The 23,590-nt window shown below is 56.5% G+C and carries 22 protein-coding genes and 1 pseudogene; 18 read left to right on the forward strand and 5 right to left on the reverse strand.

Annotation, left to right across the window (positions count from 1 at the left end; genetic code table 11):
• Positions 1 to 4: 4 nt before the first annotated feature.
• The 5 genes and pseudogenes from fdhF to BUA49_RS13185 form a co-directional block, all read left to right on the forward strand.
• Positions 5 to 2,863, forward strand: coding sequence for a formate dehydrogenase subunit alpha (fdhF, locus tag BUA49_RS13160; protein WP_072798396.1), 2,859 nt, complete (start codon positions 5 to 7; stop codon positions 2,861 to 2,863).
• Positions 2,864 to 3,243: 380 nt separating this feature from the next.
• A complete protein-coding gene (locus tag BUA49_RS13170; protein ID WP_072798397.1) occupies positions 3,244 to 3,456 on the forward strand; it encodes a penicillin-binding protein in 213 nt (70 codons plus the stop codon).
• Between the two features lie 232 nt (positions 3,457 to 3,688).
• Positions 3,689 to 4,012, forward strand: a complete 324-nt coding sequence (locus tag BUA49_RS13175) for an amidohydrolase family protein (RefSeq protein ID WP_228704502.1) — start codon at positions 3,689 to 3,691, stop codon at positions 4,010 to 4,012.
• A gap of 151 nt (positions 4,013 to 4,163) precedes the next feature.
• Entirely contained in the window at positions 4,164 to 4,913 is a 750-nt protein-coding gene (locus BUA49_RS13180; protein WP_072798399.1) for a CLCA_X family protein, read from the forward strand.
• Between the two features lie 34 nt (positions 4,914 to 4,947).
• Positions 4,948 to 5,127, forward strand: a pseudogene (locus BUA49_RS13185) (arsenical resistance protein ArsH); the annotation flags it as partial.
• A 9-nt stretch (positions 5,128 to 5,136) separates the two neighbouring features.
• On the opposite strand, the gene BUA49_RS13190 reads toward BUA49_RS13185, so the two are convergent.
• Positions 5,137 to 5,364, reverse strand: coding sequence for a hypothetical protein (locus BUA49_RS13190; RefSeq protein ID WP_072798401.1), 228 nt, complete (start codon positions 5,362 to 5,364; stop codon positions 5,137 to 5,139).
• Between the two features lie 185 nt (positions 5,365 to 5,549).
• On the opposite strand from BUA49_RS13190, the gene BUA49_RS13195 reads away from it, so the two are divergent.
• From BUA49_RS13195 to BUA49_RS13205, 3 genes are all read left to right on the forward strand, one after another.
• A complete protein-coding gene (locus tag BUA49_RS13195; RefSeq protein WP_072798402.1) occupies positions 5,550 to 6,413 on the forward strand; it encodes a LysR substrate-binding domain-containing protein in 864 nt (287 codons plus the stop codon).
• 238 nt (positions 6,414 to 6,651) lie between these two features.
• Positions 6,652 to 7,734 carry an endonuclease/exonuclease/phosphatase family protein gene (locus BUA49_RS13200; RefSeq protein WP_072798404.1) on the forward strand — a complete coding sequence of 361 codons (1,083 nt, stop codon included), beginning with the start codon at positions 6,652 to 6,654 and terminating at the stop codon, positions 7,732 to 7,734.
• Positions 7,735 to 7,777: 43 nt separating this feature from the next.
• The gene (locus BUA49_RS13205; RefSeq protein ID WP_072798406.1) at positions 7,778 to 9,337 is read left to right on the forward strand and encodes a DUF4139 domain-containing protein; all 1,560 of its coding nucleotides are present in this window, start codon (positions 7,778 to 7,780) and stop codon (positions 9,335 to 9,337) included.
• 13 nt (positions 9,338 to 9,350) lie between these two features.
• Here the strand turns inward: BUA49_RS13205 and BUA49_RS13210 are convergent, their stop codons facing one another.
• The 4 genes from BUA49_RS13210 to BUA49_RS13225 all read right to left on the reverse strand — a co-directional run bounded on the left by BUA49_RS13210 (position 9,351) and on the right by BUA49_RS13225 (position 14,936).
• Positions 9,351 to 10,910, reverse strand: coding sequence for an FGGY-family carbohydrate kinase (locus tag BUA49_RS13210; protein WP_072798408.1), 1,560 nt, complete (start codon positions 10,908 to 10,910; stop codon positions 9,351 to 9,353).
• A 1-nt stretch (position 10,911) separates the two neighbouring features.
• Entirely contained in the window at positions 10,912 to 12,525 is a 1,614-nt protein-coding gene (locus tag BUA49_RS13215; RefSeq protein ID WP_072798684.1) for a glycerol-3-phosphate dehydrogenase/oxidase, read from the reverse strand.
• 5 nt (positions 12,526 to 12,530) lie between these two features.
• Positions 12,531 to 14,147, reverse strand: coding sequence for an FAD-binding oxidoreductase (locus BUA49_RS13220; protein ID WP_072798410.1), 1,617 nt, complete (start codon positions 14,145 to 14,147; stop codon positions 12,531 to 12,533).
• A 129-nt stretch (positions 14,148 to 14,276) separates the two neighbouring features.
• Positions 14,277 to 14,936 (reverse strand): type II secretion system protein N, encoded by a 660-nt coding sequence (locus tag BUA49_RS13225; protein ID WP_072798412.1) that lies wholly within the window; start codon positions 14,934 to 14,936, stop codon positions 14,277 to 14,279.
• Between the two features lie 165 nt (positions 14,937 to 15,101).
• Here BUA49_RS13225 and gspE point away from each other — a divergent pair, with 165 nt between their 5' ends.
• Genes gspE through BUA49_RS13275 form a run of 10 tightly spaced genes read left to right on the forward strand, consistent with a single transcriptional unit; the run spans position 15,102 to position 23,579 of the window.
• Complete coding sequence (gene gspE, locus BUA49_RS13230; RefSeq protein ID WP_072798413.1) at positions 15,102 to 16,610, forward strand: type II secretion system ATPase GspE; 1,509 nt, start codon at positions 15,102 to 15,104, stop codon at positions 16,608 to 16,610.
• A gap of 3 nt (positions 16,611 to 16,613) precedes the next feature.
• Positions 16,614 to 17,825 carry a type II secretion system inner membrane protein GspF gene (gene gspF / locus BUA49_RS13235; RefSeq protein ID WP_072798415.1) on the forward strand — a complete coding sequence of 404 codons (1,212 nt, stop codon included), beginning with the start codon at positions 16,614 to 16,616 and terminating at the stop codon, positions 17,823 to 17,825.
• 43 nt (positions 17,826 to 17,868) lie between these two features.
• A complete protein-coding gene (gene gspG / locus BUA49_RS13240; protein ID WP_072798417.1) occupies positions 17,869 to 18,321 on the forward strand; it encodes a type II secretion system major pseudopilin GspG in 453 nt (150 codons plus the stop codon).
• 6 nt (positions 18,322 to 18,327) lie between these two features.
• On the forward strand, positions 18,328 to 18,864 hold the full coding sequence (gene gspH, locus BUA49_RS13245; RefSeq protein WP_072798418.1) for a type II secretion system minor pseudopilin GspH: 537 nt from the start codon (positions 18,328 to 18,330) through the stop codon (positions 18,862 to 18,864).
• On the forward strand, positions 18,861 to 19,262 hold the full coding sequence (gene gspI / locus BUA49_RS13250; protein ID WP_267283715.1) for a type II secretion system minor pseudopilin GspI: 402 nt from the start codon (positions 18,861 to 18,863) through the stop codon (positions 19,260 to 19,262). Before gspH ends, gspI begins: the two co-directional genes overlap by 4 nt.
• Positions 19,259 to 20,008: a type II secretion system minor pseudopilin GspJ gene (gene gspJ / locus BUA49_RS13255; RefSeq protein ID WP_072798420.1), complete on the forward strand. Its 750-nt coding sequence runs from the start codon at positions 19,259 to 19,261 to the stop codon at positions 20,006 to 20,008. The genes gspI and gspJ overlap by 4 nt, the downstream gene beginning before the upstream one ends.
• A gap of 6 nt (positions 20,009 to 20,014) precedes the next feature.
• Positions 20,015 to 21,025 carry a type II secretion system minor pseudopilin GspK gene (gspK, locus tag BUA49_RS13260; RefSeq protein ID WP_072798422.1) on the forward strand — a complete coding sequence of 337 codons (1,011 nt, stop codon included), beginning with the start codon at positions 20,015 to 20,017 and terminating at the stop codon, positions 21,023 to 21,025.
• Between the two features lie 2 nt (positions 21,026 to 21,027).
• On the forward strand, positions 21,028 to 22,332 hold the full coding sequence (gspL, locus tag BUA49_RS13265; protein WP_072798423.1) for a type II secretion system protein GspL: 1,305 nt from the start codon (positions 21,028 to 21,030) through the stop codon (positions 22,330 to 22,332).
• Positions 22,333 to 22,336: 4 nt separating this feature from the next.
• Entirely contained in the window at positions 22,337 to 22,867 is a 531-nt protein-coding gene (gene gspM / locus BUA49_RS13270; protein ID WP_072798425.1) for a type II secretion system protein GspM, read from the forward strand.
• A gap of 55 nt (positions 22,868 to 22,922) precedes the next feature.
• Complete coding sequence (locus BUA49_RS13275) at positions 22,923 to 23,579, forward strand: GNAT family N-acetyltransferase (protein ID WP_072798427.1); 657 nt, start codon at positions 22,923 to 22,925, stop codon at positions 23,577 to 23,579.
• Positions 23,580 to 23,590: the final 11 nt, after the last annotated feature.

Raw genomic sequence — 23,590 nt, forward strand, 5'->3', positions numbered from 1 at the left:
AGCCATGAACAATGCCAGCACAAGTTTCACCCTGACTCTGGACGACGTTGAGGTTCAGGCCCACCCCGGCGAAACCCTGTGGCAGGTAGCCAAGCGCGCGGGCGAAACCATTCCGCACCTCTGCTTTAAAGACGTGCCCGGTTACCGGGCTGATGGCAATTGCCGCGCCTGCATGGTGGAAGTGGAAGGTGAGCGGGTGCTCGCCGCAAGTTGTATTCGCGAAGCGGCGCCCGGCATGGTTGTGCGCAGTGCCGGCTCCGACCGTGCCCAGGCAGCCCGAAAAGCGGTGCTGGAATTGCTGTTGGCGGACCAGCCTGAGCGAGCAGAAAGTCCCGATCGCTCGAGCCATCTGTGGGATACGGCGGACCGATTGGCCATCGATGTTGGTGATCTGCGCCAGCGCCTTCCGGCTCGTTCAGATCGGGAAGAGCCAACGGTCCACCATGTCACCGCGCGGTCTGATGCGCTGCCCCACGCCGAGGGCCATGACGCTACCCATTCTGCTATGAGCGTCAATCTGGACGCCTGTATCACCTGCGGTTTGTGTGAGCGCGCCTGCCGCGAGGTGCAGGGCAATGACGTGATTGGTCTGGCACACCGTGGCGCTGTGTCCAAGGTCGTCTTCGACTTCGATGACCCGATGGGAGACAGCACTTGTGTTGCCTGCGGCGAATGCTTGCAGGCCTGCCCGACTGGGGCATTGATGCCCGCCACCCTGATCGATAGCCAGGGCCGCGGAGACTCTGCCGTGGCCGATCGCACCGTCGACTCTGTTTGCCCTTATTGCGGGGTGGGCTGTCAGCTGACTTATCACGTCAAAGACGAGCCTTCCGAGGCAAACGAACAACGAGGGCGCATCCTCTTTGTCGAGGGCAGGGACGGGCCGTCCAACCAGGGCCGGCTTTGTGTGAAGGGCCGCTTTGGCTTCGATTACCCCTCGCATCCGGCGCGGCTTACCCGTCCGCTGATCCGCCGGGAGGGCGTGCCCAAAGGCATAGATCCCGTATTTGACCCGGCCAATCCATTAACTCATTTTCGCGAGGCGGATTGGGAAGAAGCACTGGAATTCGCTGCAACCGGGCTAACTGAACTCAAAGGGAAGCACGGTCCGAGTGCATTGGCCGGCTTCGGCAGCGCCAAGTGCTCCAACGAAGAGGCCTGGCTGTTCCAGAAACTGGTACGCACCGGTTTCGGCTCCAACCACGTGGACCACTGCACCCGGCTTTGCCATGCTAGCTCTGTGGCAGCGCTGATGGAATGCCTGGGCTCCGGCGCCGTGACTGCCTCCTTCATGCAGGCGCTTCAGTCGGATGTGGTGATCCTCACCGGCTGCAACCCGGCCGTGAACCATCCGGTCGCCGCCACCTACTTCAAACAGGCGGCGCGAAACGGCACCAAGCTGATCATCATCGACCCCCGGGGCCAGGCCCTGGACGCCTATGCCTGGCGCAGCCTTCGCTTCTCGCCGGGTGGCGACGTGTCGCTCTTCAACGCCATGCTCAATGTGATCATCAGCGAAGGGCTCTTTGACAAGGCCTATATTGATGCCCATACCGAGGGCTTCGAGGCGCTGGCAGCCAGTGTTGCGGATATGACGCCAGAGGCCATGAGCCCGATCTGTGGCGTTGAGCCAGAAGCCATTCGTGAAGTGGCCCGGGCTTACGCCGGCGCCGAACGGGCGATGATCTTCTGGGGCATGGGCATATCCCAGCACGTACACGGTACCGACAACGCCCGTTGCCTGATCTCCATGGCCCTGACCTGCGGCCACACGGGCCGGCCAGGCACCGGACTGCACCCGTTACGTGGCCAGAACAATGTTCAGGGCGCCTCCGACGCCGGCCTGATCCCCATGGTATTGCCGGACTACCAACCGGTAGGAGACGCCCAGCTGCGAGCCGCATTCGAAGAACTCTGGAATACCGAACTGGATCCGGAGCCGGGGCTGACCGTTGTGGAGATTATGGACGCCATCGCGGCGGGGACGATCAAGGGCATGTACATCCTCGGCGAAAACCCCGCGATGTCCGACCCGGATCTGACACACGCCCGGGCCGCGCTTGCTGCCCTTGAGCACCTGGTGGTGCAGGACCTGTTCGTCACGGAGACCGCCCAGTTTGCCGACGTCATCCTGCCTGCGACGGCCTGGTCGGAAAAGTCAGGCACCGTCACCAACACCAACCGGCAGGTGCAAATGGGCCGTGCCGCGCTGCCGCCGCCGGGAGAGGCAAAGGCCGACTGGTGGATTATTCAGGAAATGGCCCAGCGTTTCGGACTGGGTTGGAACTACGCCGGCCCCGAGCAAGTGTTCGCTGAGATGAAACAGGGCATGCACTCACTCGATCATATCTCCTGGTCCCGCCTGGAACGCGAAGGTTCTGTGACCTATCCATGTCCGGCCGACGACGCGCCAGGGCAGGATGTTGTCTTCTCTGATGCCTTCCCCCGCGCCGGGGGCCGGGCAAAGTTATCGCCGACTCAGCCGCTGCCGCCAGACGAGCCGGTGGATGAGGCTTATCCCATTGTGCTGACGACCGGGCGATTGCTTGAGCACTGGCACACCGGTGCCATGACCCGTCGTAGCCGGGTACTGGATGAGCGCGAGCCCGAAGCGGCTGCCTATCTGGCACCAGCCGAGCTGGATAGGCTGGGTGTTGCGCCAGGTGATGCTCTTTTGGTTGCGACCCGGCGTGGCAGCATTACCCTGACAGCGCGGGCGGACCAGGCCATGCCCGATGGAATGGTGTTCATACCCTTCGCCTTTGCGGAGGCGGCGGCCAACCTGCTCACCAACCCGGCGCTGGACCCGTACGGGAAGATTCCGGAATTCAAGTATGCAGCGTGCCGGCTGAGCCCGGCGTAGCCACTGTCATCGAACAAGTGAGCAAAACTACCTCAATAGTCTCCGCTGGATAGAGTGGGCATAAATCGGGTGATGAATGCGGCAATGTAGGTCTGCGGCGTAACTAAATATCGCGGCCTGGGACGCGCCGCTTCTGCAGCCCGGTAGATCTTTTCTGCGACGTCCGACGCACTGGTTATCAGGGCGAGCTTCGTCATCGCAATATCCGCACCATCAGATTCCGCCGACTCAAACAGCGCCGACATCACCCGATAACAAGCCCGGCTGCGTTGCGATTTTTCATAGTTGCTGTCCTTTCGTTTGATGCGCCATCAAGATATCGTCGATACGATCTACATCGTAACTTTGTTTTGCGACTATTCAATGACGGGAGCCCAAGCATGGCCGACGAAGACACTCTGCAAGCGCTTAAAGTTGCTTTCACGTTTATGCCACACCCAATGGAGATAAACCGCTTCGAGTACGGTGACGATACAGACAAGGTTCAGGCACAGGTGAAATTTGTTCGGGAAGTGCTGGCTCACCATGGCATCGACCCCGAAGAGGTCAGCGGTGATATCAATCCGGATTCTGAGCCAAATTCCTGCTACTGAGGTGTGGCTTTTCGGCTCCGTTTGTCGTTGTAGAGTCGCTGATCTGCCATGCGCATCAGGCGAACGGGCGCGTCGTCACTTGGTAAATCCACGAACTAACAAGGCGAGACACTTGTTTCTCAACCCGTAATGGAAGGGCAAGCATTGAGCGAAATCATAGGTACTGAAACCCCGATGGCAGCGTATATTCGCGCACTGCCCAAAGCCGAATTGCACTTGCATATCGAGGGATCTGTGCCGCCGTTTGGCCTCGGAAAAAATTCCGCTTACCGTCTGCCCGCTTTCCAATACTAAACTTGCGGTCTTTGACAGGATGGAGTCTCACAATCTGAAGCGCCTGATGGACATGGGGCTGGTGATCACCATCAACTCCGATGACCCAGCCTATTTTGGAGGATACGTGGGCGCCAACTACCGTGCCGTGGCTGAGGCGTTGTCACTGGATTATGACGACATCCGTGCGTTGGCCCGAAACTCTATTACCGCCTCGTTTCTCCCGGAGGACCAAAAGAAGACTTGGCTGGAGCGCATCGACGCTGTTGCGCGGCCGGATTGATTCACGGTCTCCTCGAACCCGCACGTCATGCCGATCAAAATCAATCGTTCGCCGCTTTCTTTTAGCAATCCAGCTGGCTTGTATTGACTCTCCATGTGCTGGCAATCAAAATACTGTATATAAATACAGTTTTTAGGTGTGGGGGAAGTTCATGACAACACAGTCACCCGTGTCGTTTGTCACCGTGAGGCGCCGGTTCGATTTTCGGAGCATTGACGTCGGGCGCTGGGTAACCCCTGACGAGCGTGACAGGGCGGCTGGTCGGTTCTATCGGGCGTTGACCGATTTGTTGATCATTCTTCAGGGCCCTGAAGCGCTTGTTTCCCTGCGAGGCTCGCTGGGCCTTCAGTACGGTATTGGTGGACGGCCGGGGGTAGCCGCACATTATATTCCCGCTACCCGACAGCTGGCTCTGGCGAAGAATGCCGGGGCGGGAAGTCTTGCCCACGAATGGTTCCATGCCTTCGATCACTACATGGGAAGCAAAGCATTTCGTAACTCTGGCAAGCATGGTTTTGCCTCCGTTGCCTGGCTGGATAGCGCAGATCAGAAAGAGCACCCGCTCAATGAGCAGCTGAGCAACTGCTTCCGAACCATCCTGCTGAATGAAGATGGCACTCAGCCCAGTGACCTGTTTCGCTGCTCACAACTGGCGGATCAGCAACGTGATGTGCTGTATTACGCTCAACCCGAAGAACTTTGTGCCCGGGCTTTTGAGGCGTTTGTAGAAGACAGCAAGCCCCGCAATAGTTTTCTGGTGCGTGGCACTGCTCATTCTGAAGAGGCGAAGGCTGGGCTCTACCCAAAAGGCAGGCAACGGCAGGATATCAATGATGCTTTTCGGAGATATTTCGAGAATCTTGGTAAAGCTCTTTTCCGGGAGCAGGCTAAAGCAGGGTGATAGGATGTCGTTTTTTAACTACCACCCATAGGATAATCAACGAGGCTGGATGAAACCCTCATCGCTTTATTTTCGCATAGTGGATGTGTGCGAAGAGCTGGTGAAGTTTACCTGGCTCACCCGGGGGCGCTCCGGTTATCTCACAGATCGCTATTCGGAGCGTGTCGAGACTGCAGAAGCAGTCTCACGTCGGGTCAACCAGGGTTCCCACTGAGTTGCGAGATCACGCTCTGCGGTGCTGCGCAAGATACTTCGCAGCATCACTGCGCATTGGCAGGTTCAACGCAAAGAAGAGGACTCTGCGTTCGTAACCCAGGTCTGAAAGAACGTTATCTTTCTCAGCCAGGAGTGAGCGGGCCATACGCCGAAACTGCTGGCGTCTGGAATAATTCTCCATCCAGGAGAAGGCCCGCTGCCCGGTTACTTGATCATTCCTTCTGATTTCCAGCATTGTCTCCACCTGTCGTCATACCCTTCTGATTTGTAAGCACTCGATTGCGCCAAAACTGCCCAGCCGGTGCGCTGTGGTAACAGGATGGAGTTCCATCTGCATTCAATCAAACAAAAAGAATTTAACTCTGCGTTCAATTATGCTTAAGTCAATATTCTGAATATTCGTGAGTGAGGCGTGATCAAATGGCAATACCGTTGCTCGACAATGATGTGCTCAGAACTTTCGTTGCTATTTCTGAGTGCGGCACCTTTACGGGTGCTGCCAAAGTGGTGCATCGAACGCCTTCGGCCCTAAGCATGCAGATCAAACAGCTGGAACAGAACCTTGGCAAATGTCTGTTCATTCGTGAACCGCGACAGGTACGGCTGACAGCAGAAGGCGAGGCGCTTCTGGATTATAGTCGCCGATTGCTGAGGTTAAATGAGGAGGCGGTGCAGTATTTTCTCTCGCCGACGCTGGAGGGCAAGGTCGGTATTGGAACATCAGACGATGTCGGCACCCGAATCCTGCCCGAGGTGCTTGCTCAGTTCGCGCGCTCTTACCCGGCGGTGCTGGTGAACGTTGTGGTTGGTTCGAGTAAGCAGAATCTGGCCCGGCTGGATGCCGGAGAGCTGGATATGGCGTTGGTTACCGTTGCAGATCAGGTCCGGGATATCCGAGGCGAAGTTGTGCATGAAGAGCCCTTGGTCTGGGCAGGTGGGGAAGGGGCGTCGGCATTCCTGCGAACGCCTCTGCCGATTGCGGTGGCCCACGAAGGCTGTTCCTGGCGGCGAATGACGTTGCGGGCGCTTGATAGAGCCGGCAAGCCGTACCGGATTGCCTACACCTGCGAGCATTGTTCTGGCCAAGAGGCAGCTATGCTTGCGGATCTCGCCGTTGCGCCGTTCCCGAAGAGTCTGGTGCGCCCGCCGCTGAAGGAGGTTGCAAGCCAGGATTTGCCCGAGATCGGCTCCTATCAGTTAGCACTTGTCCGTCGGGGCTCTAACCCACTCAATGATGCGCTGGCACTCCATGTGAAAGGTGCATTCAGGGGTCTGCAGCAATGACTCTCGGGGTTACACTCCGTTGATCGGGCGTACCTGCCACCTCGAAGGCATCACCAACGATCCGGAATAGGCAGAACAGCTCAAACGTGATGGCTGGACTTATGCCTGACGCCGGCATATGGTTTTTAATCGTGAAGCACAGGCTTGTAACTCGTGCGGCACGCAGATTGCAAAAAACCATGATCGCCACTCGGCGGTTGTACTACTTTTCCTTGTGTCAGGACACGCCAGGCCACAGATGTTACTTACGTTGCTCGTCTTTACTGTTGCCGTCGCCGTAGCGACCTTTTTGCCTCTTTGGCGGAACACCCACTGGAGTGTTCGGAGCTTCGATTTTCCACGCCTGCAGCTGGCGGTTCTGGCTGCGCTGCTGGTGGTTGCCCAATTGCTGCTTCTGGATATGGCTCGGCCTGTAAGTTGGGTGCTGGTTCTTGTGGCAGGGCTGTCGCTGGCAGCACAGCTCTGGTGGATTTTGCCCTATACAGCGCTTTGGCCCAAGGAAGTTAAAGACGCGCGGGCCGCAAGCCCAGAAAGGACTTTGGCGATACTCACGTCCAATGTGCTCACGCATAACCGCAACGCAGAGGCGTTGATCGCACTCGTTGAACAGCACCAACCTGATGTTCTGGTAACGCTGGAGTCGGATCAGTGGTGGCAAGACCAACTGGCGGTTCTGGAAAGCAAGATGCCTTATACCATTAAGTGCCCGTTGGATAACCTCTATGGTATGCACGTGTTTTCCAGGCTACCGCTTCATGAGTCTCAGGTTTGTTTTCTGATCGAGGACCAGGTGCCCTCCATGCACGCTCTGGTCGAGTTGCGATCCGGTGACAGGGTAAGAATTCATTTTGTACATCCTGCACCGCCCAGCCCTACGGAAAACGACGAATCCGCAGAACGGGATGCAGAGCTAGTGATTGTTGGGCGCAGCGTTGCTGACAGTGACGAACCTGTAATTGTAACCGGCGACTTGAACGACGTAGCCTGGTCGCCGACTACGCGCCTGTTCCGTAAAGTCAGCGGGTTGCTTGATCCACGGGTAGGGCGAGGGTTTTACAGCACGTTTCATGCGGACTACCGATTGCTACGATGGCCACTTGATCACCTGTTCCACAGCCACCACTTTACGCTTGCGTCCATTTCCCGGTTACCCTCGATAGGATCAGATCATTTTCCGTTGCTGACCCGTGTGGTGGTTGCTCCGGCCCGCGGACAAGATCAAGAGCCACTGAGACCCGATAATGATGACAGCGGCCGTGCCCGGGAAATCGCAAGGGACCAGGGTGCGAGCGAACAGGATGTGCCGGAGCCGGGCGAGTAACACTCTTTGAATTGAATCAGCCGTGACTAAAAGGACTCTTGAAATGATGAAGCACAGCCTGCTGGCGATTGCCATTGCGACGACACCGTTTATGGCTCAGGCGGAGATCACAAAGGCAACGTTATACCCTTCACACGCTGAACTTACCTGGGAGGAGATTGAGCAGGTAGGTTCCGGCGCAGGAACCTTGGAGATCGGCGGGTTGCCGGTCAGCCTTCAGGATCAGAGTCTCCAGGTGGTGCTTGAAGGTATTGCGGGATCACAGGTCCGGCAGGTTCAGGTCAGTCGCGTTGAACAGGCCGAATTTGTGGCGGGAGAAACCCGGCGGATCCGCGATGAGCTGGCTACGGTTACATTACGAATTCAGGAACAGGAGGATTCGATCCGGGCCTGGAACCAGCAGGTTACTCTCATGAGCAAGGCGGCTGAGTCGCCCCACGAATTGTCGGCTTCAGAACTGAATGATATGGCTGCCGCGTTGAAGGACACAACACAGAGCGCGCTGTCGGAGATACGGGCCATTCGGGCGAAGATGACTGACGATATTGCCTTGCGAGATCGTTTAATGCGGGAGTTGGCTCAGGTTAAACAGGGTGCGAAGGCAACCAAGAAAGTGCTGGTGCGCTATCAGGCGCCGGAGACCGGTGAGTTGCAGGTAAAGCTCAGGTTCCAGACCACGGAAGCCAGCTGGAGGAGCGAATACAATGCCCGCCTGAAAACGGAACTGGAGGGTGAGTCTGGTGGTGAGGTAACGCTTGAACACCTTGCTGTTGTGCAGCAAACAACCGGAACCGATTGGTCGGGTGTAGAGCTTCGTCTTGCAACCGCAAACGCCCGGCGGGGAACTGCGATGCCGCCGCTCTATTCCTGGGTTGTCAGCCCTGAGCCGCCTCAGGTCTATCGCTCAAAGTCATCAGCGTCGATGGCCGATATGCAGGCAGAGTCGCTAATGGTGAGCCCGGCTGTTGTTGAGCGTCAGAGCGCGTTTACGCAAAGCTACTGGCTGCCGCAACCGGTGGATATTCCCAGTGGTTCATCAGGCCAGCGGCTGACCGTTGCTGAGCATCAGATTCCGGTCGAGGTTGCTACTTGGACTGCGCCAGTAATGGACACAACTGGATATCTGAATGCGACCGGCATCTTCCTTTCTGACGCACCCATACCCGCAGGGCAGGTAACGCTATTCAGGGATGGCCAGAGCGTTGGTGAAAGTCAGTTGCAAGAGCTGGCAGACGGCGAGGAGCTGACCCTCGGATTCGGGGTGGATGAGGGTATCCGTGTTGCGGTGGTGAACGAGCTTGAGCGCACCGGGGAAGAAGGAGTCTGGAAGAGCGAGAATGTCCAGCGTCGCCAAAACCGTTTCGAGATTACGAACCATCACTCAAAGCCAGTGCAGGTCCGGATTTTTGACCGGCTTCCGGTGTCTCAGATGGATGTTCTGACGGTTAAGCCCCTGGAAATCAGCGAGCCGGTTGAGCGGGATGTTGATGACAAAAAAGGCATTTTGGCCTGGAATCGCGAAGTGCCGGCCGGCCAGACTGTTAATGTGAAATCCGGTTTTGAGGTTCGGGTTCCCGAAGGAACCGCGCTGCCAGGGTTGTAATGGTCAGGCCTGCCTACTTCGGGTATCCGGTAATATCCCGGATTTTCTGGTACAGCGGCTGCAGCTGGGGATACATGCGCAGATACACCTCGGTGTAGAGCCGCTGATAGAGCTCCCTGGCTTCCGGGTTGGGCTGGAATACGTCACCAACCCGGGTCATTGCTGCCACCGCGGTTCCGAAGTCGGGGTGCAGGCCAAGCCCGACCGCTGCATCGATAGCAGCGCCCAGACCAGAGGTTTCATAAGTGTGGGGGCGCTCGGCGGGTAAACCGAATACGTCTGCGGTTAATTGCATGGCGGCGTCACTCTGGGAGCCGCCGCCCGCGACCCGGAGTTTGCGGATTTTAATGCCGCTGCGCTTTTCGATCTTTTCTTTGCCTTCCCGGAGGGCGTAAGCCAAGCCTTCCAGAATAACCCGGTAAATGTGTGAGCGGGTGTGAACATCGCCAAAGCCGATGATGGAGCCTTTGGCTTCCGGCCCCGGCTGTCGTGCGCCTGGTGACCAATAGGGTTGTAGCATCAGGCCCATGGACCCGGCAGGCACAGCCTTGACCAGTGCATCAAACAGCACCTCCGGTTCGATGCCCCGTTCCTCGGCGATTTTCTGCTCCCGCAAACCGAACTCCCGCTTGAACCAGCTCACCATCCAGAAGCCCCGATAAATCATTACTTCTGTGGAGTAGTGCCCGGGCAGCGCGGAAGGATAGGGCGGCATCAGCCGTACAGTTTCAACATAGCGCTTGCTGGTGGTGTTTATGGTGGCGGTTGTGCCGTAGCTCATGCAGCCGACATCCGGTGTTAAACCTCCTGAGCCAAGTACCTCGCAGGCTTTGTCGGAGGCTGCTGCAATGACTGGCAGGCCTTCTGGAAGCCCCAGATGGCTGGCAGCTTCTGTGGTGAGATGGCCCAGGGTGGAACCAGGGCTGACCAGCTCGGGCAGCATGGGTTTTTTTACCGGCATGACTTGCCATTTAAAGTCCCGCTTGCCCGCCCAGCGGTGTTTTTTGTAGTCAAATGGCAGGTAGCCTACCTGGCTACCGGTAGAGTCCCGGAACTCGCCGGTTAAGCGGTAATTCAGGTAACCGGACAACAAAACGAAGTGTCGGGTTTTATCCCAGATTTCCGGCTGGTTCTGGGCGATCCAGTTGGCCTGGGTTTTTTCTCGAAAACGATTAATAGTGCCTTCGAGCCTTGCCAGCTTGAAGAACCAGCCCCACGGGCCTTTGACCGGGCCGTCGACCCTCGCGTGGCGCTGGTCGAGCCAGATGATGGCGGGGCGCAGTGGCTTGCCGTTTTCATCGAGGTTAATCACTGTGCCGCGCTGGGTTGTGACGGTAACGCCCGCAACCCTGTCTGGCGTTATGTCGGTTGATTGCCAAAGCTGTTTGCAGGCCTTACCCAGGTTGTCCCAGAAATACTCCGGGTGTTGTTCGGCCCAGCCGGGTTGCTCTGAAAAGTATGGCTGAATTTCCCGCTTGCCCTTGGCAATCAGGTTGCCCTGAGTATCGAAAAGCAGAGCGCGAATACTCTGTGTGCCATTATCAATCGCCAGTATCAGGGGCTTGGAATGCATATTATTGCTCCGGCCGAGGCGGTAACGAATAGGCCTCTTGCCAGATCGCCAGATAACGGGCCTCTTCAGCGAGCCACTGCTCGTCGTCCCAGGTGAGAGCGTTCTGGCAGTGTTGCTTCACCTTCGGAAGCAGTGCTTTGCCGCCTTCCGGTACGATTGACCCGAGCCTGGTGCGGCGTAGCATCAGATCATCCAGGTGTTTTACATCCTCTTGTTTGCAGGCCCACACAACTTCCGCCCACAGCAGTTCCCCCGGAACGACGACAGAAGTCGTGCCGTCATATACAGGCTCGGCAGGCCCTGCCTGCATAACAGCGCTCAGATCCGAGCCATAAAAGCCGGTAAGCCGTTGCCAGTTCTGGTGGCTGATAGTCGCGGGCCGCCGGGGTGGGGCGGTTTGCCGAAAAACCGGGTCATTCTCCGGTCGCAATCGCTCTTCACTTCCAAGGCCTCGTGCCAGCGCCTCACGTGCAATGAGTCGGAAGGTGGTGAGTTTGCCGCCTGCGATACTGATCAAGCCTTTATCTTCACGGAACTCATGCTCCCGACTTTCTTTTGATGGCGCTTTCGAGCTGGCATTGCCTGGTTCTGCTGTTACGACGGGCCGAACGCCCGCCCAAGTGGATAGAACGTCGCTTCTTGAGATGGTCGCGCCGGGGAACAGGCTGCTGGAAATTTTCAACAGATAATCGACTTCCTCACCGGCAATATGCGGCTCATTGTCCAGGCTATCTGTATGGTCGAGGTCTGTTGTGCCAAGCACTGTTGTGCCGGCCCAGGGAAATGCGAAAACCGGGCGCTTGTCATCCGGGTGGAACAGGGAAACAGAGCAAGAGACAGGAAGCTTCTGCCAGGGAATAACCAGGTGGCTGCCGCGCAATGGCCGGATAGTCATGGGCTTTTGGCCGTCGACTGGTTGCTGAAGCCGGTCAGCCCATACGCCTGTGGCGTTGATAATCAGAGGCGTGTTGACGGTAAATGTTGAGGTTTCGTCTTCTGCCTGCAGTTCAAGCCCACTGACTTTGCCGTTCGTTCGAAGAACGTTCATTGCTTTAACGTAGTTCAGGCAACAGGCGCCGTCGTGGCGGGCTTCGGTTATCACACGCTGCACCAGTCGAGCATCATCGGTTACCGCATCGGTGAAACCGCTGGCCCCGGTCAGTTTTGTGGTATTCAGACCAGGCACCCATTGCATGGTTTCGCCCGGCGTCAGGAATTGGCGCGAATGGGAGCGGGATATCCAGTCGTAGATCCGCAGCAGAATCTGAAACAGGCGAGGGCCGGGAAACTGGCGCTGGAAGTGCGGCATGATAAAGCGCAAGGGTTCGATAAGCCCCGGCACTTCGGCCATCAGGCGCTGGCGTTCGGTAACGGCATCACGGGTCAGCCGATACTGGCCGCTGCCAAGATAGCGTAGCCCCCCGTGCACCATTTTCGAAGATCGGCTGGAGGTTCCCCAGGCAAAGTCTTTTTGTTCGACCAGCAAGGTATTCAGGCCACTGCCTGCGGCTTCCCGGGCTATGCCAGCACCGGTAATGCCGCCGCCAACGACCACAACATCAAACGTGTGCGCGCTGCTTTGAAGTTCACTGAGCAATGAGTCTCGGCGCTTCATTGGGCTCATTCCACCAGGGTTTTCGGGTTGAGAATGCCTTCCGGGTCGAAGGTTGCACAAAGAGAGCGGATTGCCAGCATTCCCAGCTCACCTTTTTCAACCGGCAGGAAGGGCGCGTGATCCTTGCCGACGCCATGCTGATGGCTGATGGTGCCGCGGTTGCGCACGATCAGCTCAGAGGTTGTGTTCTTGAGATGCTGCCAGCGCGCCAGGGTCTCTTCGTAGCTGTCTGCAACCCGGAAAACATACGTGGTGTAGATGCTGCAACCCTGTGCGTAAAAATGGGAAAGATGGGTAAACACATGAGCGCGCTCATTTTTGCTTTTTTCGCGGGCTTGAAGGCCGTCGCGCAGACTGCCTTCCATCAGGCCAAGCAGATTGTCGACGTTATCCCAATCGGTCGCTGTTTCCAGAGTGTCCACAGCGTAGCCCATCTGCCAAAGTGCCTCCCGGAGATAGGGCATGGTGAAGCGTTTTTCGGCCCATTTTTTACCCAGCCTGGTGCCGGTATAAACACCGTTGTATTCCGAGCAGATGCGCTTTGCTTCCTGTTTGGCGCTGGCGCACTGTCGGCTGCTGCCGGTCAGCCCGAAGGTCATCATGCACTTACCTTCGGCGGAGCCACGCAGGGAAAGGACTTTCTCAAGCATGCTGATCAGGTGTGGGTGTCCTGCCAGTGCAAGCTGAGTTTCAGTCTCAACGGCGCTGCTGAGCCGCAGCATGGAAAGCTGGGTTCGGTTCTGTACCAGTTTTCGGCAGGCGGTGCGGGCCAGGTCCCAGTCCGGGAAGAAGACAACGTGAAAGCTTTCCTGTTCCGGTAAGCGGCTGACCCGCACTTTTACCTCGGTGATCAGACCAATTCGGCCCTCGGATCCCAGGATCATTTCGCGAATGTCCGGTCCGGCGCTTGAAGCCGGTATGGTCGGCAGGTCGAGGGTGCCTTTGAGTGTTTCGACTCTGCCCCCGGCAAATAGCTGCTCGATTCTGCCGTAGCGCAGCGACTGTTGTCCGCTGGAGCGGGAGGCCACCCAACCACCGATGGTTGAGAGTTCAAACGATTGGGGAAAGTGCCCGAGAGTGTAACCGTGAGCCCGCAATTGGGATTCCACGAGGGGGCCCGGCGTACCCGCGCCAAATGTGGCTATCTGGCTTTCCCGGTCGAGATCTATGAGGCGGTTCATTCCGCCCATGTCCACTGTAAGCACCGGTTTATCGCTTGCAAGCGGGTTAATGTGCCCTGCAACGCTGGTGCCACCGCCGTATGGGATCAGCTCAATGTCGCTGGCCTGTGCATATTGCAGCAGTTTCTGAACGTCGAGACTGCTTTCGGGGCAGGCTACGCCATCCGGGAAGACTCCGAATTCACCGCTGCGCATAGCCAGCCAGTCCGGCAGGCTCTGGCCGCGGGCGTGTCGTACCCGGGCTTCGGTGTTAGTGTCAATCAGCTTATCAACAGTGCTGTCAGCGAGCAGGCGGGTTTCCGGAACCTTGGCGAGGACAGACTCGAGAGAAACATCACTCAGAGGCGAACCGGAACCAACACGGTCTACGAGAAAGCTTCGTCCCTGTATCGGGAGTTCCAGATTGAACTGCTCATCGCCCCAGCCATTCCAACGTCGCATCAAAGTACACTCCCGTTTTTGATTGAACCGGGCGACATTCTATCGGTTTATCCGAAGCTTACATTGTCCCATAGCGACATTAACGGTGTCATTTGCCGACATGGCCGTGCGCGCAGAGACAATTACAGGCTAGCCGTTGGTGCGCAGACGTTCCCGGAGTTGCTCAAGGCGCTTGCGTATTTCTTCCCGCCGCTCCTGCTCGTTGGCTGCCGGAGGCGTTGACTGAACAGGTCGGTTGGTAATATCTGGCACCTGGACTTGCTGCTGAGATTCTTGTCGAATATTGTCGGCGTCTGATGAGAAGGTCATTCCAGAACGGTTATCAGGCTCCGGAAAATACAGGTTTTCCAGCTTGCCGGCGCGGTCGAGAATAACGCGGTTAGGATGAACGGAGTGGAGCCTGGCGTTGCCGGGTAACTCATCGCCGACAATAAAGACTTCGGTTTTGCTTTTGTCATCTTCGATCAGGGCACTGCCTGGGAAGTCGCCGTCGGCTGCGAGAACACCCCGCAGAAAAATCCGGAGGTTGGTTTCAGGCAGGTCCTCGGTATCTTGCGGCTTCTCCGCCCCCAGCACTTGAGCGGTGCCAAAAAAATCCAGGGAGGCGAGTGGTACAGAAGGAGCGTTGGGTTTTTGTGCAACCGGTTTTGCCGCGGGTTGGCCGTTCTGGCCGGCTTGCTGGCTTTCGGTCTGCCAGAAGCTATAGCCCTGCCAAGAGGTAGCAGCCACCATGGTAAGCCCTGCAACCACAGCCAGAATGAGGGGAATACTTCGATTGATAGAAAGCATTGATAGTCCTGAATACACGTTCGCCAGCCGCCAGCGAGCCTTCGAAAGGCCCACAGGTTATCAGACTGTGGGCTTTTATTGGCAGTATAGTGTACAGAGTTATTCAGCGGGCCTATGTCCTGTGATAGCCTTCCCCCTGATTGCCTGACAAGAACGAGGACAACCTTGACCACAGAAACCGAACTTGAGCCGCAGGATGCTCCGCTGGGTCGTCTTCCCTTTACCTTTGCGAAGCGCAATGGTGTCATTCTGACCCGCTCGGAAGAGGGCAGCCCGGTTATTCTGATCAGGCCTGGCGCTCCCCATTCTGCATTGGCCGAAGCCAACCGGATAAGCGGAGGGCGAGCTCTGTTTACAACTATTGATCCAGATCACTTTGACCAAGCGCTGAATGCTGCTTATCAAAACGACTCTGCCGAAGCCATGCAAATGGTTGAAGGTATTGGCGATGATATGGATCTGGCCTCGCTCGCTGACTCTGTTCCGGAAACAGAGGATCTGCTGGAGCAGGAAGACGATGCGCCGATTATTCGTCTGATCAATGCGATTCTGACCGAGGCGGTAAAAAGCAGCGCCTCGGATGTGCACATCGAAACCTATGAAAAACGCCTGATTGTGCGTTTTCGCGTTGATGGCGTATTGCGGGAAGTCGTGCAACCCAAACGTGCGCTGGCACCGCTGCTGGTTTCACGGATCAAGGTTATGGCGAAACTGGATATTGCCGAAAAGCGGGTGCCTCAAGACGGCCGAATCTCGCTGAGGGTGGCCGGTCGTGAGGTGGATATCCGGGTCTCTACGATGCCTTCATCTGGTGGCGAAAGGGTTGTACTGCGCTTGCTGGATAAACAGGCGGGCGCGATACGCCTCGAGTCTCTGGGTATGGCACCTGATGACCTGAAAATCCTGCGCCAGCTCATTCATCGGCCTTACGGCATATTACTGGTGACTGGCCCTACCGGCTCGGGTAAATCCACAACCCTGTATGCCTCGTTGCAGGAGATAAACGACCGCAGCCGAAACATCCTTACGGTTGAGGATCCTATTGAATACAACCTGCCGGGGATTGGTCAGACTCAGGTTAACCCCAAGGTTGAGATGACGTTTGCCCGGGGTTTGCGAGCCATTCTGCGGCAGGATCCCGATGTGGTGATGATTGGTGAAATCCGGGATCTGGAAACCGCTGAGATTGCCGTTCAGGCCAGTCTTACCGGCCACCTTGTCTTATCTACTCTGCACACCAACACGGCTGTGGGCGCAATCACCCGCCTTATGGATATGGGTATTGAACCCTTTCTGATTTCATCAAGCCTTGTGGGTATTGTGGCCCAGCGCCTGGTTCGGGTGTTGTGCAAGGAATGCCGCGAGCCTTACACGCCCACGGAAGAGCACTGTGAATTTCTGCAGCAGGATTTTGCTAACCCACCAACCGTTTATCGGGCGAAAGGGTGTGAGCATTGCAGCCAGCTCGGCTACCGCGGTCGTATTGGTATCTATGAAGTGGTTGAAGTAACCGAGGAGATCAGCGCGCTGATTCACAAACGCGCAGGTGAACTGGATCTGGAGCGGGAAGCGCGGCTTAAAGGCCCGAGCATTCACGCGGATGGTGTCAGGAAGATTCTTGATGGCGTCACCACGTTGGAAGAGGTGCTCCGCGTAACGCACCGGGGCCAGTAACCTATGCCTGCCTACGAATATAAAGCCCTGGATGCAAGGGGCAAGCAGAAACAGGGTGTTGTAGAGGCTGATGCGCCCCGCGCAGTGCGCCAGCAGCTCCGGGAAAAAGGCCTTACACCACTTGCGGTTGAGCCTGCTGTTCAGAAGCCGAGCCGCAGCAACCCGCTTAGCGGACGTGGTTCTCTCACCTCCGCCGATCTTGCGCTGGTTACGCGCCAGCTGGCAACGTTGATTCAGTCTGGCATCCCTATTGAGCAGGCGCTCTCGGCAACCGCCCAGCAGACCTCCCGGCCTCGCACTCGCAGTATGTTGATCGCCATTCGAGCGAAGGTGATGGAAGGCTACACGCTGGCGGACAGCCTCGGCGAATTCCCCAAAGCTTTTCCTCGGCTGTACCGTTCAACTGTAGCGGCGGGCGAACATGCCGGGCACCTGGACCTGGTTCTGAACCGTTTGGCCGACTATACAGAGAGCCGACAGGAGTCACGGCAGAAGATCCAGCTTGCCGCGATCTACCCCATCATTCTGAGTTTTGTCGCGATCGCCATCGTGGTGTTCCTGTTGACTTACGTTGTACCCGACATCATTGATGTTTTCGTGAAGCAGGGACAGGAACTCCCGGCGTTGACTCAAGCCATGTTGGCGATGTCGGAATTTCTTTCCAGTTACGGTGTCTACCTCTTTATTCTGCTGGTTGGCTGCCTGATGGCATTTCGTTTTGCGCTCACCAAGCCGGCTATCCGGCTGCGATTCCATAAACGCCTGCTGCACCTGCCATTGTTTTCCGGAATGGTCCGGGGCATTAATACTGCCCGTTACGCCAGTACGTTGAGCATACTGACTACCAGTGGTGTTCCGCTGGTTGACGCCATGAGAATTGCCGGAGAGGTACTTTCCAATGACTATCTGCGCCAGGAACTCAGGGACGCCGCGCGTAAAGTCAGTGAAGGTGGCTCTTTGCACCGGGCACTGGATCAGTCCGGCTATTTTCCACCGATGATGCTACACATGATCGCCAGTGGAGAGGCTAGCGGGGAGCTGGACAGTATGCTGGAACGCACCGCAAGGATGCAGGAAAATACACTGCAATCGAAAATAGCCGCCATTGTCGGGCTTTTTGAGCCCATGATGCTGTTGATAATGGGGGTGGTGGTGCTGATTATTGTGATGGCCATCATGCTGCCCATACTGAACATGAGCAATCTGGTCGGTTAGTATTTTGTGACAAAAGCCTTTCAAGCCAACAACGAGTGACATAATGACGATGAAAAACCTGAACACGCCGCAATCCAGCCGGGGCTTTACCCTGATCGAAATCATGGTTGTAATGGTGATTCTCGGCCTGTTGGTGGCCATTGTGGCGCCGAATATCATGGGCCGGAGCGATCAGGCCAAGGTAACCGTGGCAGAAACCCAGCTCACCAACATTTCCAAGGCGCTGGATATCTACCGGCTGGACAACAGCCATTATCCCTCCACCCAGCAGGGCCTGGACGCATTAAAATCCCGCCCGACCGGCAGCCCCGAGCCGAAAAACTGGAACCCGGATGGATATATGAAGACTATCCCGCAAGATCCCTGGGGCAGCGATTTCCAATACGTGAGTCCCGGCAGGGAAGGCCCTTACGACCTCTACTCCAAGGGTTCCGATGGTGAGGAAGGTGGCGAGGGCGATGCTGCAGACATCAGCCTCTGGACTATCGGCAACTGATTTGTGATGCGCGCGGGATCAGGGAGCAACAGCAACGGCTTCACGCTAATTGAAATACTGGTTGTCCTGGTTCTGATCGGGCTGCTCGCGGCCCTGGCGGTATTCACCATGGGTGGGAACTCGCAGCAGCGGGAGCTGCAGAACGAGGTGCGGGAATTGTATTTGCTGATGCAGACAGCATCGGATCAGGCGGTGCTCAATAACCTGGAGCTCGGGTTGCTGCTTGAAGAAAACGGGTATCGCTTTGTAGCCTTTCAGGATGAAACAGGCGACTGGAAAGGTTCGGGAGAGCGTATATTCCGGGCCAGGAAGTTTCCGGAATGGCTTGTTACCACCCGGTTCATTGAAAGTGATGCCCCCCGCCTGGCTTCGACCGAAGACAAGCTCCGGCCGGATGTGGTGTTTTTCTCCAGCGGAGAAACCACGCCTTTTGAGCTGGAATTTACCGTTGGCAGTGAGACAGACTATACGCAGATCCTGGCATCGGATGGGGTCTCTCCAATCGAGTGGCGCCAGCCTGGTGATGAGGGAGACGACCAGTGAGGCTGGAGAAACCCGAAAAATTGGCGAGATCAGCAAGAGGCTTCACGCTTATCGAGGTGATGGTCGCATTGCTGGTATTCGGGTTGATTGCAATGGCCGCAGCGGAGGTTGGCAGCCAGTATATCTCCAGTTACGAACGAATCCGCGACAAAACACTCGCGAGTTGGCTCGCCGATAATCGCATTAATGAAATCCGGCTGGAGAACAACCTGCCTAGCATCTCCGAGAACTCGAAAGATAAAGACTATGGTCCTTACCGTTGGCAAGTGACAACAAAAGTGTTGGCGACTGCCGAGCCTAAAATGCGGCGTGTGGAAGTCAAAGTGGCCCGTTACCGTGAGGGCCGTTCAAAACCGTACCCAGTGCACACGCTTTCCGCCTTCGTGGGTGAGAAATGAGAGAAATGAAGGGCCAGCGGGGTTTTACGCTTCTTGAGGTGCTGGTCGCAATTACCATCACTGCGGTCATTGGTATTGGTGTGTGGCAGGTGTTGAGCGGCGTAATCCTGTCCCGTGATCGGGTTGATGAGCTTGCCGAACAATTTGACGGTCTGCAGCGGGCGATGCTCCTTCTCGAGCGGGACATCACCCAGATAGTCAACCGGCCGGTCCGGGACATCTACGGTGATTTCAAACCTGCACTGACCAGTCGTGAAGATGATTTTGCCCTGTTGGTAACACGGCAGGGATGGCGTAATCCGCTGGGTATACGCCGGAGTAGCCTGCAACGGGTTGGCTGGGAATATACCGGCAGCGAACTGCGGCGCCGGTATTGGCCAACTCTGGATCAGGGCCAGGAGGACAACAGTCAGGATCTGTTGCTGCTCGAGGGTGTTACTGCCTTTGATGTGCGGTTTCTCAATGAACAGAACAGCTGGGTGCCTGAATGGCCTTCTGATGACGCAATGGCGTCACTGACCCCCGGCAGTCGCCCGGATATATCGTTTCCTTTGGGTATAGAGATCACGCTGGAGCACGAACTTTTTGGTGAGCTTGTGCGCACTTTTGTATTGCCAGACTTTGATCCGTCGGGTGCTCAGGGCCTGGTGAACCAGCTGAACGAGGCCAGCAGCAAAACAGATGAAGAAGGTGCCAGCGCAGCCGACCAGGGCTCTGTTCAAGGCACAACAGGGCAGGGAGGCTAACTCGGTATGATTCCCTACTCCTGTGGTTCGTGCCCGAAAAAACAGCAGGGTGTTGCGCTGATCATGGTGCTGCTCGCCATGGCGCTGATCGTTATGCTGGCATCCGGTATGACCCAGCAGCAAAGTATAAGAGTGTTCAAAGCCGGGCATTATCTGGCTCAGCAGCAGGGGCAGAGCATTGCTCTGGGCGCAGAAGCCTTTGCCCGCCAGATTCTGGTGCGGGATTTTGAAGAGGATAAAGAAGACAGCCTGATGGTCGACAGCCTCGATGAATTCTGGGCGATGAATGCAGCCATTTTACCTCTTGATGACAACGGTGTTGCAGAAGTTCAGATAGACGATCTGGGTGGGCGGATAAACCTCAATGACCTGGTTTCTGCCACCGGCCAAGTGGACCCGGTCACCAAAGACCGTCTTGTTCGCTTGCTGATAGCACTCGGGATTACAGGTATTTCAGTAGATGCGTTGGTGGATTGGATTGACCCGAACGACGAAACCGTCAGCGCCTACGGTGCCGAAGACGGTCAGTACCTGATGGCAGAACCCGGGTTCCGGGCTGCGAATCAGCCCTTTGTCAGCGTATCGGAACTGCGACTGATTGAAGGCATGACCGAGGAAATTTACGTGGCGATGCGGCCTCATGTAACCACCTTGCCGGTTAGCGGAATCGGCATTAATGTAAACACGGCGACAGCGGAAGTGTTGATGTCATTGCATGAAGAGCTGACGACAGCTCAGGCTGCGTCTATTCTTGAAAGGCGCGAGGAAGAGCCGTTCGAGAACCTTCAGGACTTTCTGGCGCTCCCGGAGTTTGCAGGACTAGGCCTGAAGCCCGCAGGGCTAGTGTTGCAAACCCGTTTTTTTGAAGTTGTTTCACGGATTACCTACGATAACCGTGTTGTAAATATGGTGAGTACGGTTTTCCGCAATCAGGAAGGTAATGTCCGGACGGTTCACAGGGATACTGGACAAAAGAATCGCATTACCAAAGAGCCCTATACCATCTCGGAAGGATAACCATGTCTTATCGCCTTTACGTGCGACCCTCGTCTCCTGCTGCGGGGAACGGAGAAGACCCCGAAACCCGTTTATTTAACTGGGTGCTCTACGATGCCGGCGGTGACGCCCAGGCACAGGGCAGCAGCGATCTCCGGAGCACGATTGAACAGACGCTCAGCCAGAACGGGCTTGAGGATGTTTTACTGGTAGGCCTCATTCCGGGCGACGAGGCGCTGTTCTGCGTGGCTGATATCCCCGCGAAACAAAGTCGCTTCATCAACCAGGCCTTGCCTTATGCTGTTGAAGAGCAGATTGCACAGGATATTGACAGCGTTCACCTGGCGCTTGGCGCCCACACTGCCGAGGGTTATCGGGTGGCGGCGATTGACCGCAGCCGGATGGAGCAATGGCTTGAGCTGTTCCGCGGCTGGTCACACACCAGGCTCGATGCTATCTATCCTGACGCCTCGCTGCTTCCGGTGACAGAAGGCGGATGGTCAATTTGCCTGGATGGCGAGTCCGCTCTGATGGGAAGCGAACGGGGCGAGTGGCTGAGCATGCGGTCCGCCAATCTGGGAATGTTCGCACACACACTGGCGATGCCTCCGTCAGAGGATGTCGTCGCTGAAGTACCCGTTGTGGTTTACGGCACTGAAAGGGAATTCGAAGAGCAGCAAGCACTACTTGGAGAGCTTATGGTGCCTGGCCGGCTTTCTGTTCGGCGAGAGTCGCTGGAATTAATGCCGCTGGAGTTGCTGGCCCACGCTCACCATCATCATCTTTGCCGCCCGATTAATCTGTGCCAGCGTGATTTCTCAGTCAAAGGCAGCACTGCAAACCCCCTGAAACCCTGGAAGCCACTGATTGCCGTAGCTGCTGTCTGGTTTGTGGTGCAGGTGACGCTGGAAGCCGGAATGGGCTTTTATTACCAGCAACAGGCAGAGGATTTGCAGCAGCAGGCAATGTCGGTTTACCGGGCGTCCTTTCCAGGCGATAGAAGAACCCATGCTGGCAACGTAAGGCGTGTCCTTGAAGGGCAGTTGCGTATGGCAGGCTCAGACGGCCCTGATGTGAGTTTTGTCACACTGATGAAGTACACGGGCCAGCAGTATTCAAAGGTGGCGAGCACTGGCTCAGTGACGTTTAACTCCATCAATTACAGTCAGTCTCGTGGAGAGCTGGTGGTTGATGTACGTGCAGAAAGCTATGATCGCCTTAGCGCTTTACGCAACGGTCTCGCCGGCCAGGGGCTTGATGCCAAAATCGGCTCCGTGGTAAATGAACCCAGCGGCGCCCGTGGCCGCCTCACGGTATCCGGAGGGTAGGGCCATGTTGACGAAACTAAAAGAGCAGCCATCGGTTGGCAAACTGATTGCTCAGTATGATCAGCTTCCCAGGCGGGATCAGCAGGCACTTACGATGTTGGCTATTGCTGTGTTTCTTGGGATTCTCTATTTTGCGGTCTGGAGCCCGGTTGCGAGCTTTCACGATCAGGCTGCTGCGAGTAAGAAAAACGCCTCAGAACTTGTCGTCTGGTTGCAGTCAAACGAGCCGGCTATCCGGCGCTTGGGTACCAATGGAGCTGGGGTGGCAGCTACATCAGCAGATGTCCCCGCTGATGGCCGCGCGCTGATGGGACTGGTGACTCGTTCTGCAAGGGAATCTGGCCTTACCCTGCAGCGTTTCGAGCCCAGCGGTGAGAGTGCCATCCGGGTGTGGCTCGAAGCTGTTCCCTATTCGGAGGTTGCAGCCTGGCTTGAAATGCTCAATGGTAAGCATGGTGTCGTGATTGACCAGGCCGCGCTTGATCGTGTTGGAGAGCCTGGTAGGGTCTCCGTTCGTTTAACATTGGCGATCTGATTCCGAGTAACAGGGTTCCGGGGTTGTCTCTCCGGACAGATGCAGGAGAGGAAGCATGAATAGCGATAACAAGCCCGAATCGGTTATTGTCCGCCTGGATGTCAGTGCTTTGAATGAAGCCAGATCGATTCTGTATGACGCGTATCGGGACGAACCAACGTTTCAATACTTGTTCAACCATCGTAAACCTGGCTATAACCAGCGAGTCCGGGCTACCGTGCGTGAACTGGTTGATCTGTACTTTGATCTGGATCAGGAAGCGGTCGGTGTCATGGTCAATGATACGCTGGTTGCTGTGGCGTTCATCGGCGACCCGGATCTGCGCCTGAATCTGGCGGATCAGCTCAGCTGGCGGATCCGCATGGTGCTGACGGCAGGCTTTGCCTCTACCCGCCGCTATCTGGACTACCATGAGAAAATACGTGCAATGTTGCCCCAGCCACTGGCGCATCAGCTGCCGCTGATGGGAGTTAATCCCAAATACCAGAATCGCGGTTATGGTCGGCTGCTGCTCAAGGCCGTTCAGAGGCTCTGTGCGGAGAACCCCCTTGGAACGGGTCTGGTTCTGGATACAGGTAACAACCGCTATCTGCCTTTTTACGAATCTGAAGGCTTTCGCAGCCTTGGGAAAATCAAACTTGGTGGTTTTGAGGATCACGTACTGTTCCGTGAAATCCATCCGGAAGCCAAGGTAACGGCCAATCAAAACTAACGTTGTAACAA

The organism is Marinobacter antarcticus (genome assembly GCF_900142385.1).
Classification (GTDB): domain Bacteria; phylum Pseudomonadota; class Gammaproteobacteria; order Pseudomonadales; family Oleiphilaceae; genus Marinobacter; species Marinobacter antarcticus.